This window comes from Massilia aurea (assembly GCF_040790145.1).
Classification (GTDB): domain Bacteria; phylum Pseudomonadota; class Gammaproteobacteria; order Burkholderiales; family Burkholderiaceae_D; genus Telluria; species Telluria aurea_C.
Window position 1 is genome coordinate 115,544 of record NZ_JBFMMP010000009.1, and the last position, 18,137, is coordinate 133,680.

An 18,137-nucleotide genomic window follows, 5' to 3' on the forward strand; every position below is an offset into this window, starting at 1 on the left:
TACCGGAACAGCGTTCCCAACCATCTGAACGGAGAATGATCATGCCATACGCATTGCCACCACTGCCTTACGCCTACGATGCCCTCGAGCCGCATTTCGATTCGCGCACGATGGAAATCCACCACACGAAGCACCACCAGGCGTACATCACCAACGTCAACAACGCGCTGGGCGAAGCCGGCGTCGCCGAAGTGCCGGTCGAACAGCTGATCGCCGATATCGGCAGCCTGCCGCAAGCCGTCCAGGGCGTCGTGCGCAACAATGGCGGCGGCCACGCCAACCATGCTTTGTTCTGGACCGTGCTGTCGCCCGAAGGCGGCAAGCCAGGCGGCAAGGTCGCACAAGCCATCGAAGATGACCTGGGCGGCTACGAGAAGTTCAAGGATGCCTTCACCAAGGCCGCGCAGACCCGCTTCGGTAGCGGCTGGGCCTGGCTAACCGTCGGCAAGGACGGCAAGCTGCTGGTCGAGAGCAGCGCCAACCAGGACAGCCCGCTGATGGGCCAGTTCGCCGGCATGTCGGGCGGCACGCCAATCCTGGGCCTGGACGTGTGGGAACACGCGTACTACCTGCAATACCAGAACAAGCGCCCAGACTACATCGCGGCCTTCTTCAACATCATCAACTGGGCGGAAGTCGAACGCCGCTACGAAGAAGCGCTGGCCAAGTAAGCCGGTGACCCGGCCTGCCCCGCAGGCCTTTCTTCCAACGCGAGGCCGGCCATCATGCCGGCCTCGCGTCGTATACAACTGGAAAAACAGGATAGACCATGAAACTGCTGCTGGTTGGATCGAGCGGGCTGGTTGGCGGCCATGTGCTCGCAATGGCGCTGGCCGACCCGAACGTCACGTCGGTGGTGGCGCCGACACGGCGCGCGTTGCCGGCGCACCCGAAGCTGCAGGCGCCGGTCGTCGACTTCGCGGCATTGCCGCCGGACGCTGCCTGGTGGCAGGCCGACGCCGTCATCTGCACGCTGGGCACGACCATGCGCAGCGCCGGTTCGCAAGACGCCTTCCGGCGCGTCGATCACGATGTCCCGCTCGCCGTGGCCAAGCTCGCGCGCCAGCATGGCACGCCGTGCCACGTGCTCAATTCGGCCATCGGCGCGAATGCCGATTCGCGCTTTTTCTACAACCGCGTCAAGGGCGAACTCGAGCACGACCTGGACCGGCTGGGCTTCAGATCGCTGACCCATGTGCGGCCCGGCATGATCGGTGGCAAACGCCAGGAACAACGCACGGGCGAACGCGTGTTCGGCGCCGTGCTGGCAATGCTCGGCCCACTCGTGCCGCGCCGCTGGCGCATCAACCCGGCGCCGCGCATCGCGCAGGCGTTGCTGGCCGCCGCTTTGCAGGCGCGGCCGGGCGTGCACATCGTCAGCTCGGATCAATTGATCTGACTAGGTCTACCTTTACAGCTTCACGTTCAGCGAGATGTACGCGGCGCGGCCATTACCCGATGAAAACATCGGCTGCGCCTGGCTCGCCGGCCAGAAGAAGTTGTCGTACCACGCATATTCATAGTTGCGGTCGGCGATGTTCTTGATTTGCACGTCGATGCTGGTGCGCGCCGAGATCGCATAGCGCACGTTGGCGTCGAACAGCACGAAGCCGCCGAACTTGCCCTGCTCGTTCGGGTTGTCGATGTAGTAATCGCCCTGCGAGCGCCCCTGCAGTCCGAAACGCCACTTGTCCGAATGCTTGTAGTCGAGCCCGACATTGGTGATGTGGCGCGGCGTCGAAAACACTTCCTTGCCGGCCAGCGAAACGCCATTCGCGCCAGTCGCGCTGATCACTTCCGCCTTTTGCAGCGAGTGCGACAGCGACAGCTCGAGCTTGTCGGTCACCTTGCCCGAGAGCTGGAAATCAAGCCCTTCGCGGCGCGTTTCGCCCAGGCCGACCGTGGTCCCGGTGGCCGGCATATTGGCCACTTCGCCGGTGGCATCCTGGCGCCAGATGGCCAGGCGCAGGTCGCTGCGGGCGGTCGGCTTGACCTTGACGCCCACTTCCTTGCCGGTATTGACCGACGCGTCGAACGGTGTCTGGCCCGGCACCAGGTAGGCCGGTCCGACCGAGCCGGTCAGGATCTGGAAGGTGCGGCCCCAGTTGCCGTACACGCTGATGTCCGCGGCCGGGCTGTACACCATGCTGAACTTGGGCTGCTTGATCCAGCCGTAATCCTGCAGCCCCGCACTGGTGCCACCCGGCAGCGGATTGTTGCCGGTAAAACGGTCGACGCGGTAGCCCGGCACCAGCCGGATGGTGTCGGTGGCCTTGATCACGGCCTGCACATAGGCGCCGACATTGTTGAACTTGTAGCGATCGTCGTTCTGGGTGCGCGCCGGGGTCGTGAAGTCGGATGGAATGGCGAAGTTGTAGCGCAGGCGCTGGTAGCCATTGTCCTGGCGCTCGGTGTTCACGCCGCCGTCGACCGTCACGCGTTCGTTCGCGCGCCAGGTCAGCGTGCTCATGAAGCCCAGCTGCGCCTCATCCCACAGGCGGCGCTGGCGCGCGGCATTGCCTTCCGGGTTGCTGGTGAACGTGACGCGGCGGTCATCCTTGTATTCGTTGTAGTACAGCTTGTTGCTGAGGAACGCGTTCGGCGCGATCTGCCAGTCGAGGTGGGCGCTCGCGTGGTGCATGTCCCGGTCGGTCTTGTCGTTGGCATTCTTGCGTGGCGACTGGCGGCGGTCGGCGGCCAGTTCGGCGGCGGTCAAAAAGCCCGGCTCGCCCGACTCGTGCTGGTAGGTGCGCACGACCAGGCCGGCCGTGACGGCCTTGTCCTTCGACGTGATGAACCACTTGCCGCCAATGGAATACTTGTTCGAATCGCCGTTCGCGCGATCGCTGTCGGTCAGTTGCCTGGCCACGAAATAATTTTGCGCAAAGCCATCGGCCTCGCGGCCATAGGCGGCCTGCACTTCGCGCGTGTTGAAGCTGCCGTAAGTAAAGCGGCTGTCGACGTAATTGCCGCCCTGGCGGGTACCGATATTCATGTTGCCACCGATATTGTGCAGGCCGTAGCGCGGGTCATTCGTGCCGCGCACCACCTCGATGTAGTCGACTTCGAGCGGGAAGATCATGTCGATGAAGCGCTGGTTGCCGCTGTTGACATTGCTCGGTATGCCATCAATCAGCACCTTGATACCGTTGATATAGCCTTCGCCATTGAATGCCCGGAAGCTCGCCTTGCCCGATTCGGCGCCCATGCGCGTCTCGGTCAGCTGCACGCCCGGCAACTGGCCAACCAGCTCCCAGCTATTGGTCACGTTCTTGTCCTCGATCTTGTCGGCGCCGAGCACATCGACCGACGTCAGCACGCGGTTCGAGCGCAGCGCGCCGGCATCGCGCTGGGCGCTCACGCGCACCTCGCCCATGACGATCGCGGGATCGGCGGCGACGGCAGATTGATTGAACACCGCCAGCACGGATGCGAGGGCAAGGGACAACAGCGATTGTTTCATGGTTAGACGGCCTTTGAGATGACAACGGCTGGCGCAAGGCGGCAGCAACGACGTCGATAATGATATCGCATTATCATTAAGAATGGCAACCCTGGCGCTATCCTCTCCCCCATCAAACCCGTGGCGGCGCACGCCACCGGCGGCGACTGTAAGCAAGGCGCGCCGCCAGCGTGAGCGCAATGCGCGTGCCCGTCCCGGCTCCGCTGTCGATGGCCAGGCTGGCGCCGATGCGTTGCGCCCGTTCGCGCATGCCACGCAAGCCCCAGTGGTCCGGCCGGCCAGCGCTACCCAGCCAGGCTTGGTCAATGCCGCGGCCGTCGTCCGTGATCGTCAGCGCGAACACGCTGGCGCGATAGACGATCTCGACCCGCACGAGCGAGGCCTCGCCATGCGTGCATGCATTGACGACCGCTTCGTGCGCGATGCGGTAGACGTCGTCCAGGATCTCGCTCTGCAGGGGACGCGCGACGCCGCTGGCCACGAACGAAAATTCGCAGGCTGCGTCGTGCGCCATTGCCATGCCGAGCGTCGTGAGTGCCTCATGCAACTCGGCAGCATCGAGCGGCCCGCTGCGCAGGTCGCGCACGCGGTCGCGCCCTTCCACCAGCACCTCGTCGGCCCGCAGCAGCGCGCGTTCGAGCTGCGCCCGCGCGGGTGCGTCAGCCGGCAGCGTAACTGCCACGGCCTGAAAACGCAGCACCAGGCCGTTCACCCCTTGCAGCAAGGTGTCGTGCAGTTCGCGCGCGATGCGTTCGCGTTCGCGATGGCGCTCTTGCAGGCGGTCGCGCATGCGCATGGCGGCGCGCCGGCTGGCGCGGCGTGAGAGCATCCACAAGGCGCCCAGCGTGAGCATTCCGACTGCAAACAGAAATAGCGGATGGCGGTACAACGGGCGCGCGATGCTGAACGCGAAGGTGGCTTCGCGCGGACTCGCCACGCCATCGTGATTGAGCGCCATGACGCGAAAGGTGTAGTGGCCCGGGCCGAGTCCCGTGTAGATGGCTTGGCGCGCGCGCCCGGCGTCGAGCCAGCGCGCATCGAAGCCGTCGAGCCGGTAGCGAAAGCCCAGGCGCTCGGGCGCGGCCAGGCTGAGCGCCGTGTAGTCGATGCTGATGCGGCGCACGCCGGCCTCCAGCGCGGCGGCGCCCACAGACGGTACGGCGACGCCGTCGACGCTCACCGCCTCGACCACGACGGCCGGCCCCGGCGCTTCCGGCGGCAGGCTGGCCGGGTCGAGCGTGACCACGCCGGCGCCGGTCGAGAACCACAGCCGCCCGTCGCTGCCCCGCACCGCGGTCGGCAGCGGCAGCACCTGGTGCGGATCGTTGGCCAGGCCGGCCGTCGCATCGAACGAGCGGTGGCGGATGCGGTGCGCGGGATCGGCGGCGGCGCGCGCCAGCTCGGCCCCCTTCAGCTGGAAGATGCCGGATCTGGTGTGCAGCCACAGGTCGGCGCCGTCAGCATCGACCGCGGGCGCCGGGACGATCGCATACAGGTTGTCGAACAGTCCGCCGTCCGGCAACGGCAGGCGGCGAAAGCGTCCGTTGTCGATATAGCCGAGGCCATGCTGCCCGCCCACCCAGAGCCGCCCGGCGTGCTGCGCCAGCGCCGTGACGTGGCCGATGTCCAGGCCCTCGGCGCCCTGCCAGCGCCGCACCTGGTCGCCGCGCCGCGCTTCGAGCAGGCCGTCGCGGTAGCCGAACCACAGCCAGCCATCGGGCGCGGCCAGCGCGCTGACCGGCATCCGCTGGCTGGCGCGCTGCGAGGTGGCGGGAACAGGCATCCATTGCCCCGCGTGCAGCCGGAACAGGCCAACCTTGTTGATCGATACCCAGAGGTCGCCCGAAGCGTCTCGCGCCATCGCCCGCACCGCGCTGTCCTGGCCTGCCGCCGCCGGCAGCGCGGCCACCCGCTCGAGCGTCGCGCCGCGTGCACGCCACACGCCATGCGGCCCGGCCATCCAGACAGTGCCGTCCTGGTCGCGCAGCGCGTTGTTGACCGGGCCCGGCATGCCGGTTTGCCGCACCTGGCCGGCCTGCCAGCGCAGTGCCGGCCCGTTGGCCGGGCCGGCCCACAGGCTGCCATCCGCACCCGGCGCCAGCGCCACATTGAGCGCGCCGGCCGGGAACGTCGTGGGCATCAGGATGCGCGGCCGGAAACGATCGAGGCCGGTGGCCGTGCCCGCCCACAGATTGCCATCGCCGTCTTCGACGAGCTTCCAGACGAAGTCCGAACTGAGACCTTCGCGCTCGGTGAAGGCCGATGCCGTGCGCAGCGCCGCCAGCGTGCCAGGCCGGGCGACATGCAGCAGGCCATGGCCGGCGGTGCCAAGCCACAGGCTGCCGGCGCGGTCGAACAGCAGGCTGATGGCCGGTGCGGTGAGCCGGGTGCTGGCGGTTGTGAAGCGCGCACCGTCACGCACCACGCGGTGCAGCTTGCCGCTGTGGCGTTCGGTCAGCCAGATCGCGGCGTCCGGCGCTTGCGCGATCTGGCTGACGGCATCGACGCCCACGCCGGTATCGACCAAGCGGCGCGCGCCAGGCGGCAGGTAGAACAGGCGGCGCTCTCCCGCCACCCACAGCCCGCCCGCGCGATCGCCCAGCACCGCCCGGGCACTGGCGTTTGCATAGCCCCAACCGGCGCCGATGCGCTCCCAGCGGCCGGCCGCATGGCGCGCCAGGCCGTCGTCCGCTGCCGCCCAGATGGCGCCCGCCCGGTCGCGCGCCAGGCCGAACACCATGCCGCCGGGCGCGCCAGGGCCGTTGATCCGCTCGCGCATGACGCCGCCGCGCACGATGCGCACGCCGCCGCTCCGCATGCCAACCCACAGGGCAGAGTCGACCGCCAGTACGGACGCGACGATGCCGGGCGCGCCGCCCTGCCCGGCCGGCAGCCGCCGGAAGCGCAAGCCGTCAAAGCGCAACAGCGATTCGTTACTGCCCAGCCAAAGAAAACCGTCCGGTGTCTGGGCCATGGCGCCGACTTGGCTCGGGCCGCCGTCCGTGGCGAGCCAGCGCCTGTGGTCCAGGCGCTCGAGGATCGGGGCCGGCGCGGCCTGGAGCGGGCCGCACCATGACAGCACCACCGTCACCAGCACAGTCAGCAGCACCGACACGAGATGTTGCATATTGTTCATTGGCCGATAGTATCACCGGGGCGTAGGGAGGAATCGAGCGGAAATATTCCGGCTCTGTTGCGCAAGGTGCGCTACGCTGGGGGATGCCCGATTGGGGTCGTTTGGAGATAGGCATGCAACTGAAACACACCTGTGCGTTCGCCATCGCGATCGTTCTCAGTGGACTCGCCGCTGCGTGCGAGGGGCCATTCCCGCTGATTGGCGTCCAGTATCGTGTCAGCGAACAAAGCCCCGATCGCGTGGAAGCGCTGGTGACCAATCCACTGGAACGGCTGTTGATGGGTACACCCCGTCTTGCCAATGTCGCGTCGACGACGAGTCACGGTACGGTCGATATCGAGCTGCGCTTCGATGGCGGCGCGACCGGGATTGACCTTGCTCAGGTGAAGCAGCGCATCGGGGAGATGCGCTTTGCGGAAGGCGTGGAGGTCAAGTCAACGAATGTGTTCTTCGCCTCGACCTGCTGGCAGCGATGGCCGCTGGGACCATTCAACCAACACGGAAAGTCGCCGCAGCACGGCGATCTCCCGTCCAGATAACGATCAGCGGCTCGGCACCACGCGCCACACGGTGTTGGCCAGGTCGTCGGCGATGATCAACGCACCGCGCGGATCGACCGTCACGCCTACCGGCCTGCCGCGCGTCTTGCCATTGGCATCCCGGAAGCCCGTTGCGAAGTCGATTGCCGCGCCCGACGGCCGGCCATTTGCGAACGGCACGAAGATGACCTTGTAGCCGACCGGGTTGTCGCGGTTCCAGCTGCCGTGCTCACCCACAAAGGCGCCGTTGGCAAACTGCGCGCCCATGGTCGGCTTCGAGAAGTCCAGGCCAAGCGCCGCGACGTGCGAACCGAGGCCGTAATCGGGCTTGATCGCGGCCGCGACTTTTTCGGGCTTTTGCGGCATCACGCGCGCGTCGACGTTCTGGCCCCAGTAGCTGTACGGCCAGCCGTAGAAGCCGCCTTCTTTCACTGACGTCAGGTAATCGGGCACCAGGTCCGGTCCCAGCTCGTCGCGCTCGTTTACCACCGACCACAGCTGGCCGGTTTCCGGATGCATCGCCAGCGCGGTCGGATTGCGCAAGCCGGTGGCGTACGGCTTGTAGGCGCCGGTGGTCACGTCGATCTGCCACACCATCGCGCGGTCGACTTCCGCTTCCATGCCGCGCTCGGTGATATTGCTGTTCGAGCCGATGCCGACATACACGTAGCGGCCATCGGGACTGACCGTCATCGCCTTGGTCCAGTGGTGGTTGATCTCGGCCGGCAATTGCGTGATCGTGACCGGCTTGCCGGCGGCCTTGGTCTGGCCAGCCTGGTAATCGAAGCTGACCACCGCATCCTGGTTCGCCACATACAGCTTGTTGTTGGCGAAGGCCAGGCCATACGGCGCGTTCAGGTTCTCGGCGAACACCGTGTTCAGTTCATACTTGCCGTCGCCGTCGGCATCGCGCAGCAGCGTCAGGCGATTGCCGCCCTTGACCTTGGTATTGCCCTGCGCCTTGATGTAGCCGGCGATGACGTCCTTCGGCTTGAGCTTGGCCGCGCTGCCGCCGCGCCCTTCAGCGACCAGGATGTCGCCATTGGGCAGTACCAGCATCTGGCGCGGGATTTTCAGGTCGGTCGCGATGGCCGTGATGCTGTAGCCGGCGGGGACGGTCGGCTTCTGGTCGCCCCATGCGCTCGGCTCAGCGATCTTCATGCTCGGGAACAGGCCACGCTCGGGCGCTGGCAGCTTCGGATCGGGCCCGCTGACCAGGGTGGTATTGGCTTCGTTGCTGCAGGCGCTGGCCAGCAGCGATACGGTGATGAATGCGAGTGCGCTCGAGCGATTCATTTCAGTCCTCCCGAACGTGGGTTGAGTCCCGCAACAGCGGTGATGCAGATCAGGATGAAGACGACGGCCGACAGGACCAGGCCCGTCGGCATGACGGCCCAAGCGTCCTTGGCGTGCTGGAAGGCGTTGACCAGGCCGATGACCCAGGTCACGAGCAGTAGCAGGAAGTAGGTCAACGGTCGCCCCGCCTTCGGCTTGGCCCGCACCAGATTGACCAACGCGAACACGAGCGCCAGCCCGGCAAACAGCAAGGCGCCGGCATTGAGCCAGGACGCGAAATTACTCCACTGGATCTGATGCGTGTTGTAGTAGGCAATATCGCTGAGCAGTGCGCCGAGGAACAGGGACACGCTGCCGGCGAGCAGGATCGTGTGGAGCACGCCTGGCGGGCGGGTGTATGCCGCGCCGGCGGTGGTAACTGTAGACATGGGGTTGACCTTATTGGTAATTTTGATAACGCAGATCATAGCGACTATGCCAACAGACTGTCGCCCCGCTGAGCTTGTACCGAATGGCAACTGCCTCATCGCCGAAAATTCAGACAAGCACAGGTGCACGCTTGCTTAGGCCATAAGACTGACCTATAATCATTTTAAGCATGCAGCATTGCACGCGGCCGAGTTCGATGAACCGGCCTGTCCGCAGCGTTGTGGCGGCCTACAAGAATAATGATCAACATTCTGGAGACACCCATGTCAGTAGCCGATTCCATCGCCGGCATTCCTGCGTCCGCCCACATCGACCCGGTCCTTCGGGCGCAGGAAGCCGACGCTGCCTACCGCAAGGTCTTGTGGCGCATCATGCCGTTCCTGATGCTGTGCTACGTGGTGTCGTTCATCGACCGCTCGAACATCGGCTTCGCCAAGCTCCACTTCATCGCCGATCTCAATTTCAACGACGCCATCTACGGCATCGGCGCCGGCATCTTCTATGTCGGCTACATCCTGTTCGAAGTGCCCAGCAATATGGTGCTGCACAAGCATGGCGTGCGCCAGACGCTGCTGCGCATCATGGTGCTGTGGGGCCTGTTCTCGGCCGGCATGGCCTTCATGCAGACGCCGACCCACTTCTACGTGATGCGCTTCCTGCTCGGCGCGGCCGAAGCCGGCATGTTCCCCGGCATGCTGCTGTACCTCACCTACTGGGTCCCGCTCAATCGCCGCGCCCGTTTCAACGCCCTGTTCACCGCGTCGATCCCCCTGGCCGGCATGATCGGCGGCCCCCTGTCGGGCGCCATCATGCACGCCTTCGACGGCGTCAATGGCATGCACGGCTGGCAGTGGATGTTCATCGTCGAAGGCTTGCCGGCCTGCGCACTGGGTGTGTTCGCGTATTTCTACCTGACCGACGGCCCTGCCAGCAGCCCATGGCTGACGGCGCGCCAGAAGCAGATCATCAGCGAAGACCTGGCCCAGCCAGTGACCAAGCGCGACCACGGCCCCCAATCGTTCCTGTCGGCGCTCTCCAATCCCAAGCTGTACTGGCTGTCCGGCATGGGCGTGGCCGTGCTGGTCAGCACCGGCGGCGTGTTCTTCTGGCTGCCGACCATCATTCGTCAATCGGGCATCGACAATGTGATGACCATCGGCGCGCTGTCCGTGATCCCGTTCGTGATCGCCCTGGTGGTGCAGTTCATGAATGCCCGGCACTCCGACCAGACCGGCGAACGCCGCTGGCACGTGGCGATTCCGGCCTTCGTCGCCACGGTCGGCTGGGCCTCGCTGCCATCGGTGCAGGGCAATGTGACGCTATCGATGCTGATGCTCACGCTGGCCACGGCCGGCACCCTGGGCCTGACCGGGCCGTTCTGGACGCTGCCGTCGTCCTTCCTGACCGGCAAGGCAGCCGCTGGCGGCATCGCTCTCCTGAGCACCTTCGCCGGTGTCGGCAGCGTGTTCAGCCCGATGCTGGTGGGCTGGTTGTCGGCGACCACCGGCAGCCTGGCGATGGGCCAGTACTACTTCGCCGGCCTGATGCTCATTGGCGGCCTGTCGCTGCTGATCGGCATCAAGCCGGAAGAGCTGGCCGAAGTGCGGGCCGCCAAGTAAACCACTCACAGAACTCCAAGGTATCCAGCATGAACGCATTGTCACCACAAGACCTGATCGCCGTGATCGGCGCCGGCGCGATGGGCAGCGGCATCGTCCAGGTCGCACTGAACGCCGGCCACCGCGTCGCGCTGTACGACGCCGCCCCGGCCGCGCTGGCCAAGGGCGTGGCGTCCATCGACGCCACCTACCGGCGCCTGCTCGAGAAAGGCAAGATCGACGCCGCCACCCACGCCGACCGCACGGCGCGCCTGCTGCCGGCAGCAACTCTGGCCGACCTGGCCGATGCCGCGCTGGTGATCGAAGCCATCGTGGAAAACCTCGACATCAAGGCCAGCGTGCTGGGCGAAGTCGAAGCGCTGCTGGGCGAACACGCCATCATCGCCACCAACACCTCGTCGCTGTCGGTCACAGCCATCGGCGCGCGCCTCAAACGTCCGGCGCAAGTGGCGGGCCTGCACTTCTTTAATCCGGCGCCGCTGCTGCCGCTGGTGGAGATCGTCAGTGGCAAGGCCACCTCGCCCGAGGTCGCCGACACGCTGTTCGCCACGGCGCTGGCGTGGAAGAAGACGCCGGTGCGCTGCGCCTCGACACCCGGCTTCATCGTCAACCGCGTGGCGCGCCCGTTCTACGGCGAGGCGCTGCGGCTTCTGGCAGACCGCGCCGCCAGCGCCGCGACCATCGACGCCATCCTGCGCGACGCCGGCGGTTTTCGCATGGGCGCGTTCGAGCTGATGGACCTGATCGGCCACGACGTGAACTACGCCGTCACCAAATCGGTCTACGACGCGCTGTACCAGGACCCCCGCTACAAGCCGTCACTGCTGCAAAAAGACCTGGTCGATGCGGGCTGGCTGGGGCGCAAGAGCGGCCAGGGGTTTTATCCGTATGGCGAGAACGCCGTGCGGCCCGAGCCTGCCGTGGCGCCGGACGCTCCGCGTCCTTCGAACATCATCATCGAGGGCGATCTTGGCGTGGCCGCGCCCCTGGCGCAACTGGCCCGTGACGCCGGGCTGGAAGTCGCCGTGACGGAGGCCGCCGGCCGCGCGCTGTTGTGGATCGACGGCGTGGCCGTGGCGCTCACCGATGGCCGCAGCGCGCTGCGGCGCTTGGCCGACGGCGATCCGGCCGGCGTCGTGTTCGACCTCGCATTCGACTATGCCGGTGGAAGCGCCATCGCGCTGGCAGCGGCCGACCTGGCGCAATCTGGCGCCCTGCAGACGGCCACCGGCTTCTTCCAGGCCCTGGGCAAGCGCGTGCTGGTCGTCGAGGACGTGCCGGGCCTGGTGATCATGCGCACCGTCGCGATGCTCGCCAACGAAGCGGCCGACGTGGTCCAGCAAGGCGTGGCGAGCGCCGGCGACACCGACCTCGCCATGGTCAATGGCGTCAATTATCCGCGCGGGCCGCTGGCATGGGCCGACCTGGTTGGCGCCGCCACCGTACAGCGCGTGCTGGCCAACCTGGCTGCGGCGTATGGCGAAGACCGCTACCGCAGCGCGCCGCTGATGCTGCGCCACGCCCTGAACGGCCGCCCATTCCACACCGGAGAACCGGTATGAGCGACCAGGTGGACATCCCGGTCAGCCACGCGCTGCACGGCGACGGCGTGGCCGTCATCACGATCGACCGTCCGCGCCGGCGCAATGCGCTGAACCTGGACGTGAAACAGCGCCTGGTCGACGCGGTACAGGCGCTCAATGCCGATGCGGCCGTGCGCGTGATCATCCTGACCGGCGCCGGCGGCTACTTCGTGGCGGGCACCGACATCGACGAGATGGCCTCGATGACGCCGACCAGCCACACGCTGGGCGCGACCGACCTGGTATTTACCACGCTGCGCCAGAGCAGCAAGCCGATCATCGCCGCCGTTGAAGGCTATGCGCTGGGCGGTGGCTGCGAACTGGCGCTGGCGTGCGACCTGATCGTGGCGGCCGAAGGCGCGCGTTTCGGCCAGCCCGAGATCAAGGTCGGCATCATGCCCGGCGCCGGCGGCACGCAGCGCTTGCTGCGCACGATCGGCAAGTACCAGGCGCTGCGCATGATGCTCACGGGCGAACCGATCGGGGCGAAAGAGGCGTTTGCCTGCGGCCTGGTGTCCGAACTGTGCCCTGACGGCGCGGCGCTCGAACGTGCCGCGGCGCTGGCGCGCACAATTGCCGCGATGCCGCCGCTGGCGGTGCGGGCGATTCGCGAAGTGGTGCTGCTGGGCCAGGATGCGCCGCTGGACACGGCGCTACTGCTCGAGCGCAAGGCGTTCCAGCTGCTGTTCGACAGCGCCGACCAGAAGGAAGGCATGCACGCCTTCCTCGAGAAACGCGCACCGCAATACCAGGGGAAATAAGCCAGGAAGTGAGTAATTCGGCTTAAAGGGTCAAAAAGCTGGTTCATCAACTTATTCGGTGATAATACTGTCTACAGGTGGTATTTCATGAAAGAGGATAAGTCGATGAAAACAGCAGGATTGCCCGCTACGACCGCGATCGATTTCAGCCGCAGTGCGGCGTCGCGTTACGTGCAGTTGGCCAGCCTGTTCCGGCGCCGGGTCGAATCCGGCCAGTGGCAGGTTGGAGAACAGATACCGACGGTGGACGAACTGGCGGCCGAATGCCAGGTCGCGCGCGCCACGGTGCGCCAGGCGCTCGACCTGCTGGAAGAAGAAAAGCTGATCGCAAGGTATCGCGCCAAGGGCACGTTCGTGATTGGCAAGCCGCAAGAACAGTTCTGGTGCGAAGTCGCGTCGGACTGGTCGGGTCAGTTGATGGCGCCCGACGGCGTGACGATCGAGATTCTGAGTGGTCGCGAGCGGCAGGCGCCCAACCCGCCCGACCCGATGGTCGGGACCATGGCGCCGTTCTACCAGCACTGGCGGCGGCGCCACTGGCGCAACGGCAAACCGTATTACCTGGGCGACGTCTTCATCGACGAGCGCCTGTGCGAGCGGATCGCGCCGGAATCGTTCGAGACCAAGACCTCGATGCGAATCCTGCGCGAACTGCCCGGGCTGGAGATTATCGAAGCGCACCAGACGCTCACGCTCGGCTCGGCCGACCCGGCGCTGGCCGAACTGCTGCAGTTGCCACTCAACGCGCCGGTGGCGCACGTGGCGCGCACGGCGGTCGATGCCGACGGTTGCCTGGTCTTCATCGGCCAGGGGATCTACCGGGGCGACGTGGTGCGGCTGGATATTAAATTGAAGTAGCGGCCAGCGTGCCGTTACTTTTCAACGCTGAAAAGGAATGGCATGAAACTTCACTGGTCCCCCCGCTCGCCGTTCGTGCGCAAGGTTGCGATCCTGCTGCACGAAACCGGGCTGCAGGCACGAGTCGAACGTGTGCGCTCGGTCGCCGCGATCGCCACGCCCAATCCGGCCATCATGGTCGACAACCCATTGAGCCAGATTCCCACGCTGGTGCTGGACGATGGCCAGGCACTGTACGACTCGCCCGTTATCTGCGAATACCTCGACACGCTGCACGACGGCCCGCGCTACTTCCCGCCCGCCGGCCCGGCGCGCTGGACCGCCCTGCAGCGCCAGGCGCTGGCCGACGGCATGCTGGCCATATTGCTGATCTGGCGCCAGGAACGCATGAAAGCCCCCGGCCAGCAGCTGCCCGAATGGCTCGCGGCGTTCGCCACCAAGATCGCTGCATCGCTTGCGCGCCTGGAAGCGGGCGCCGCATCGCTCCACGATGGCCACGACATCGGTCACGTGACGGTCGGCTGCATGCTCTCTTACCTCGACTACCGCTTCGCCGACCTCCACTGGCGCGCCGGCCATCCGGCCCTGGCCGCGTGGCACGCCACGTTCGAGGCGCGCCCGTCCGTGATCGCCACGCGTCCCGACGACGCGCAAACCTGAAGCACACTCAATACATACAGGAGACATCCATGGCTGGTCCACTCTCGCATATCAAGGTGCTCGATCTGAGCCGCATCCTCGCCGGCCCGTGGTCGGGCCAGGTGCTGGCCGACCTGGGCGCCGACGTCGTCAAGGTCGAACGCCCGAAGGTCGGCGACGACACCCGCAGCTGGGGCCCGCCGTTCCTGAAGGACGCCGCCGGCAACGACACCAGGGAATCCGGTTACTACCTGTCGGCCAACCGCGGCAAGCGCTCGGTAACGGTCGACCTGAACACCGAAGAAGGCCAGCAGATCGTGCGCGCGCTGGCGGCGCAGTCGGACATCCTGCTCGAAAACTACAAGGTCGGCACGCTGGCCAAGTTCGGCCTGGACTACGCCAGCCTGAAGGACATCAACCCGCGCCTGATCTACTGCTCGGTGACCGGCTTCGGCCAGGACGGCCCGAAGGCCGAGAACGCAGCCTACGATTTCATGATCCAGGCCATGGGCGGCCTGATGAGCGTGACGGGCGAGCGCGACGACCTGCCCGGCGGCGGCCCGCAAAAAGTGGGCGTGCCCATCGTCGACCTGATGACCGGCATGTACACCTCGGTCGCCGTGCTGGCCGCGCTGGCGCGCCGGTCCGAGACGGGCCTGGGCGACTACATCGACATCGGCATGCTCGACGTGATGGTCGGCTCGGTCGCCAACCAGGGCATGAACTATCTGGTCTCGGGCGAGACGCCGAAACGCAACGGCAACAAGCACCCGAACATCCAGCCGCAGGACGTCTTCGCGTGCGCCGACGGCCACATCGTGCTGGTGGTCGGCAACGACGGCCAGTTCGCCAAGTTCTGCGAAGTGGCTGGCCGGCCCGAATGGGTGGCGGACGAACGCTTCGCCACCAACGGCAACCGCGTGCGCAACCGCGACGTGCTGCTGCCGATGATGGTCCAGCTGTTCCGCGAGCGCCCGATGGGTGAATGGGCCACGCAGCTCGACGAGGCCGGCGTGCCGTGCAGCCCGATCAACACGATTCCGCAAGTGTTCGAGGACGAGCAGGTCAAGCACCGCAAGATGCTGATCGACATGCCGCATCCGACCGCCGGCTCGGTGCCGCAGATCCGCAGCCCGATGCGCTTCACGACCGCCGAACTCGCATTCGACCGCGCCCCGCCCCTGCTCGGCCAGCACACGAACGAAGTGCTGACTGGCCTCGGCTTCGACGAAGAACGCATCGCCCAGTGGGCGCGCGACGGCGTCATCTGACCCCCCGGCTTACTTTTTTTCCGACCCTATGTCCACCATGACTTCCCTGCCACGCATTTCCTTCCCCGCGCCAGAGACGATGAACCCGGAACAGCGCGCGGTCTACGACGACATCGTCGGCGGCCGGCGCGCGCGCCTGGTCGGCCCGCTGCGCGCGGCCCTGCACAACCCGGCGCTGGCCGACCGCTGGCAAAAGCTGGGTGCCCTGCTGCGCTTTGGCACCAGCATCCAGCCGCGCCAGAGCGAGCTGGCGATCCTGGTGACGGCGCGGCGCTGGAACAGCCAGCTCGAATGGCTGATCCACGCTGCCGACGGCCTGGCCGCCGGCCTGCCGCAGCCGATCATCGACGCCATCGCCGTGGCCCGCCTGCCCGAGTTCGACGATGCCGGCGACGCCGCCATCTACGAATACACGCGACAGTTGCTGCAGCATGGTCTGGTCGACGATCCTGCCTACCAGACGGTCCTGACGCTGTTCGGCGAAGCCGGCACGGTGGAACTGACGGCGATCGTCGGCTACTACTCGATGGTGGCGATGACGCTCAATGCGCACCGCATTCCGTTCCCGGAAGAAGGCACCGAGCCGCCGCTGCGCCCGATTGGCGACAATCCGCCGCATCAGCTGACCGACATGCCGGCGGTGGCGTCATGAGCGCGCCAATGGAAACCGTCACGCCACGCATGCCGACGGCGCCGCACAACGCGCTGCCGGCGGGCGCCTGCGACAGCCACGCCCACGTGTTTGGCCCCTATGACCAGTATCCGCTGGCGCATGCCTCGAGCTATGCGCCGCCGCTGGCGCCCGCCGCGCTGCACCGCAAGATGCTGGCGACCGTCGGCGCCGCGCGCGGCGTGCTGGTGCAGCCGGCGCCGTACGGCCTGGATGCGTCAGCCCTGCTGGGCGCCATTGCCGAAGGCGATGGCCGCCTGCGCGGCATCGCCGTCGCCGATGCGACAACGACCGAAGCCGAACTGCAAGCCCTGTACGACGGCGGCGTGCGCGGCCTGCGCTTCGTCGAGATGCGCGCGCCGACCGGCGCGGCCTATGCCGGCAGCGTCGGCGTCGACCAGCTGTCGCTCATGGCCCCGGCCATGCGCCGCATCGGCCTGCATGCCCAGTTGTGGGCGCCGATCGACGCCTATCCGGCGCTGCTGCCGCAACTGCGCGCGGCCGGCGTGGACGTGGTGCTCGATCACATGGCGTGCGCGAAGCCGGAACGCGGCTTGGACGATCCCGCCTTCCAGGCCGTGCTCGACGCAATCCGAGGCGGCGGCGTGTGGGTCAAGCTGACGCTGTGCCGCGTGTCGACGCAGGCGCCGGCGTATGCCGATGCGAAGCCGCTGCACGACGCGCTGGTGCGCGCCAATCCCGACACCCTGCTGTGGGGGTCGGACTGGCCGTATGTGCGCATGGACGACAAGTCGCCCGACGCCGGCGCCCTGCTCGACCTGTTCCATGACTGGGTGCCGGACGCCGCCGTGCGCCAGCGCATCCTGGTCGACAACCCAGCCGCGCTGTATGGCTTTAAAGACGCCGAGGACCACCCATGATCGATTTTACCCAACTGCGCTTTGAACGCGACGGCCACGTCGCCATCCTCACGCTCGACAGCCCGCCAGTCAATGCATTGACCCGCATCCTGAACGATGAACTGATCCAGGCGCTCGACATCATTTCCGAGACGCCCGACATCCGCGCCGTGGTGCTCACCGGCGCCGGCAAGGTGTTCTGCGCGGGCGCCGACCTGAAAGGCCGGGCCGAGAACATCAAGCACCCGGGCGACATGGGCGCGCACGCCCGCCGCACGCGCGAATGCTTCCACGCGATCCGCGAATGCGCCAAGCCCGTGGTCGCCGCCATCAACGGCGCGGCGCTTGGCTCGGGCCTGGCGATGGTTGCTTCGAGCGACATCATCATCGCGTCCGAACGCGCCACGCTCGGCTTGCCGGAAGTCGACGTCGGCCTGCTGGGCGGCTGCAGCCACGCGATGCGCCTGTTCGGCCACTCGCGCCTGCGCCGCATGGCGCTGACCGGCTACCGCGTGCCGGGCGAAGAACTGTACCGCCTCGGCATCGCCGAAGCCTGCACGCCGCATGACGAACTGCTGCCGCAAGCGTTGGCACTGGCCCAGGCGATCGCCGCCAAGAGCCCGGTGTCGACGCGCATGGGCAAGCACACGCTGAACGTCATCGAAGACATGAGCCTGCGCGATGGCTATCGCTACGAGCAGGACATGACCGCGGCCATCGGCCTGACCGAGGATGCGCGCGAAGCGCAACTGGCGTTCAAGGAAAAACGGGCACCGGTGTTTCAGGGACGCTAGGGATCACGCTAGCCCGGTAGTACATGCACGCCAGTCCCGCACCGCCCGCACGTCATTCCCGCGGAGGCGGGAATCCAAGTACGTGATGCCGCCTCTGTCGTCAAACGAAGCTGGAACGCACGCTGACTTGGATTCCCGCCTCCGCGGGAATGACGTTGGCAAATTTTCCGGCGTAGCCACCGCAGAGTGGCCGCCGGCCCATCGCAGCACCACAACATC

16 protein-coding genes are annotated in these 18,137 nt (G+C 66.7%); 12 read left to right on the forward strand and 4 right to left on the reverse strand.

Annotated features, from left to right (window positions below):
• The first annotated feature begins 41 nt into the window (after nt 1-41).
• Together AB2N08_RS14395 and AB2N08_RS14400 are read left to right on the forward strand one after the other, a co-directional pair.
• A complete protein-coding gene (locus tag AB2N08_RS14395; RefSeq protein ID WP_367611343.1) occupies nt 42-671 on the forward strand; it encodes a superoxide dismutase in 630 nt (209 codons plus the stop codon).
• 98 nt (nt 672-769) lie between these two features.
• The gene (locus AB2N08_RS14400; protein ID WP_367611344.1) at nt 770-1,399 is read left to right on the forward strand and encodes an NAD-dependent dehydratase; all 630 of its coding nucleotides are present in this window, start codon (nt 770-772) and stop codon (nt 1,397-1,399) included.
• 12 nt (nt 1,400-1,411) lie between these two features.
• Here AB2N08_RS14400 and AB2N08_RS14405 read toward each other — a convergent pair whose 3' ends face one another.
• Nucleotides 1,412-3,463: a TonB-dependent receptor gene (locus AB2N08_RS14405; RefSeq protein ID WP_367611345.1), complete on the reverse strand. Its 2,052-nt coding sequence runs from the start codon at nt 3,461-3,463 to the stop codon at nt 1,412-1,414.
• 112 nt (nt 3,464-3,575) lie between these two features.
• Complete coding sequence (locus tag AB2N08_RS14410) at nt 3,576-6,590, reverse strand: sensor histidine kinase (protein ID WP_367611346.1); 3,015 nt, start codon at nt 6,588-6,590, stop codon at nt 3,576-3,578.
• Between the two features lie 122 nt (nt 6,591-6,712).
• Between AB2N08_RS14410 and AB2N08_RS14415 the strand changes: the two genes are divergently transcribed.
• On the forward strand, nt 6,713-7,138 hold the full coding sequence (locus AB2N08_RS14415) for an efflux RND transporter permease subunit (RefSeq protein ID WP_367611347.1): 426 nt from the start codon (nt 6,713-6,715) through the stop codon (nt 7,136-7,138).
• A gap of 3 nt (nt 7,139-7,141) precedes the next feature.
• Here the strand turns inward: AB2N08_RS14415 and AB2N08_RS14420 are convergent, their stop codons facing one another.
• Nucleotides 7,142-8,434, reverse strand: a complete 1,293-nt coding sequence (locus AB2N08_RS14420) for a PQQ-dependent sugar dehydrogenase (RefSeq protein ID WP_367611348.1) — start codon at nt 8,432-8,434, stop codon at nt 7,142-7,144.
• Nucleotides 8,431-8,862 carry a DUF2231 domain-containing protein gene (locus AB2N08_RS14425; RefSeq protein WP_367611349.1) on the reverse strand — a complete coding sequence of 144 codons (432 nt, stop codon included), beginning with the start codon at nt 8,860-8,862 and terminating at the stop codon, nt 8,431-8,433. Before AB2N08_RS14425 ends, AB2N08_RS14420 begins: the two co-directional genes overlap by 4 nt.
• 264 nt (nt 8,863-9,126) lie before the next feature.
• On the opposite strand from AB2N08_RS14425, the gene AB2N08_RS14430 reads away from it, so the two are divergent.
• From AB2N08_RS14430 to AB2N08_RS14470, 9 genes are all read left to right on the forward strand, one after another.
• Nucleotides 9,127-10,482 (forward strand): MFS transporter, encoded by a 1,356-nt coding sequence (locus AB2N08_RS14430; protein WP_367611350.1) that lies wholly within the window; start codon nt 9,127-9,129, stop codon nt 10,480-10,482.
• Between the two features lie 29 nt (nt 10,483-10,511).
• Nucleotides 10,512-12,044, forward strand: coding sequence for a 3-hydroxyacyl-CoA dehydrogenase (locus AB2N08_RS14435; protein ID WP_367611351.1), 1,533 nt, complete (start codon nt 10,512-10,514; stop codon nt 12,042-12,044).
• Entirely contained in the window at nt 12,041-12,826 is a 786-nt protein-coding gene (locus AB2N08_RS14440; protein WP_367611352.1) for an enoyl-CoA hydratase-related protein, read from the forward strand. Before AB2N08_RS14435 ends, AB2N08_RS14440 begins: the two co-directional genes overlap by 4 nt.
• A 105-nt stretch (nt 12,827-12,931) precedes the next feature.
• The gene (locus tag AB2N08_RS14445; RefSeq protein ID WP_367611353.1) at nt 12,932-13,684 is read left to right on the forward strand and encodes a GntR family transcriptional regulator; all 753 of its coding nucleotides are present in this window, start codon (nt 12,932-12,934) and stop codon (nt 13,682-13,684) included.
• A 42-nt stretch (nt 13,685-13,726) separates the two neighbouring features.
• Nucleotides 13,727-14,344 (forward strand): glutathione S-transferase family protein, encoded by a 618-nt coding sequence (locus AB2N08_RS14450; RefSeq protein WP_367611354.1) that lies wholly within the window; start codon nt 13,727-13,729, stop codon nt 14,342-14,344.
• A gap of 29 nt (nt 14,345-14,373) precedes the next feature.
• Nucleotides 14,374-15,594, forward strand: coding sequence for a CaiB/BaiF CoA transferase family protein (locus AB2N08_RS14455; protein WP_367611355.1), 1,221 nt, complete (start codon nt 14,374-14,376; stop codon nt 15,592-15,594).
• A gap of 37 nt (nt 15,595-15,631) precedes the next feature.
• Nucleotides 15,632-16,246 (forward strand): carboxymuconolactone decarboxylase family protein, encoded by a 615-nt coding sequence (locus AB2N08_RS14460; protein WP_367611356.1) that lies wholly within the window; start codon nt 15,632-15,634, stop codon nt 16,244-16,246.
• Complete coding sequence (locus tag AB2N08_RS14465; protein ID WP_367611357.1) at nt 16,243-17,145, forward strand: amidohydrolase family protein; 903 nt, start codon at nt 16,243-16,245, stop codon at nt 17,143-17,145. Before AB2N08_RS14460 ends, AB2N08_RS14465 begins: the two co-directional genes overlap by 4 nt.
• Nucleotides 17,142-17,918 (forward strand): enoyl-CoA hydratase/isomerase family protein, encoded by a 777-nt coding sequence (locus AB2N08_RS14470; protein WP_367611358.1) that lies wholly within the window; start codon nt 17,142-17,144, stop codon nt 17,916-17,918. Before AB2N08_RS14465 ends, AB2N08_RS14470 begins: the two co-directional genes overlap by 4 nt.
• The last annotated feature ends 219 nt before the right edge of the window (nt 17,919-18,137 follow it).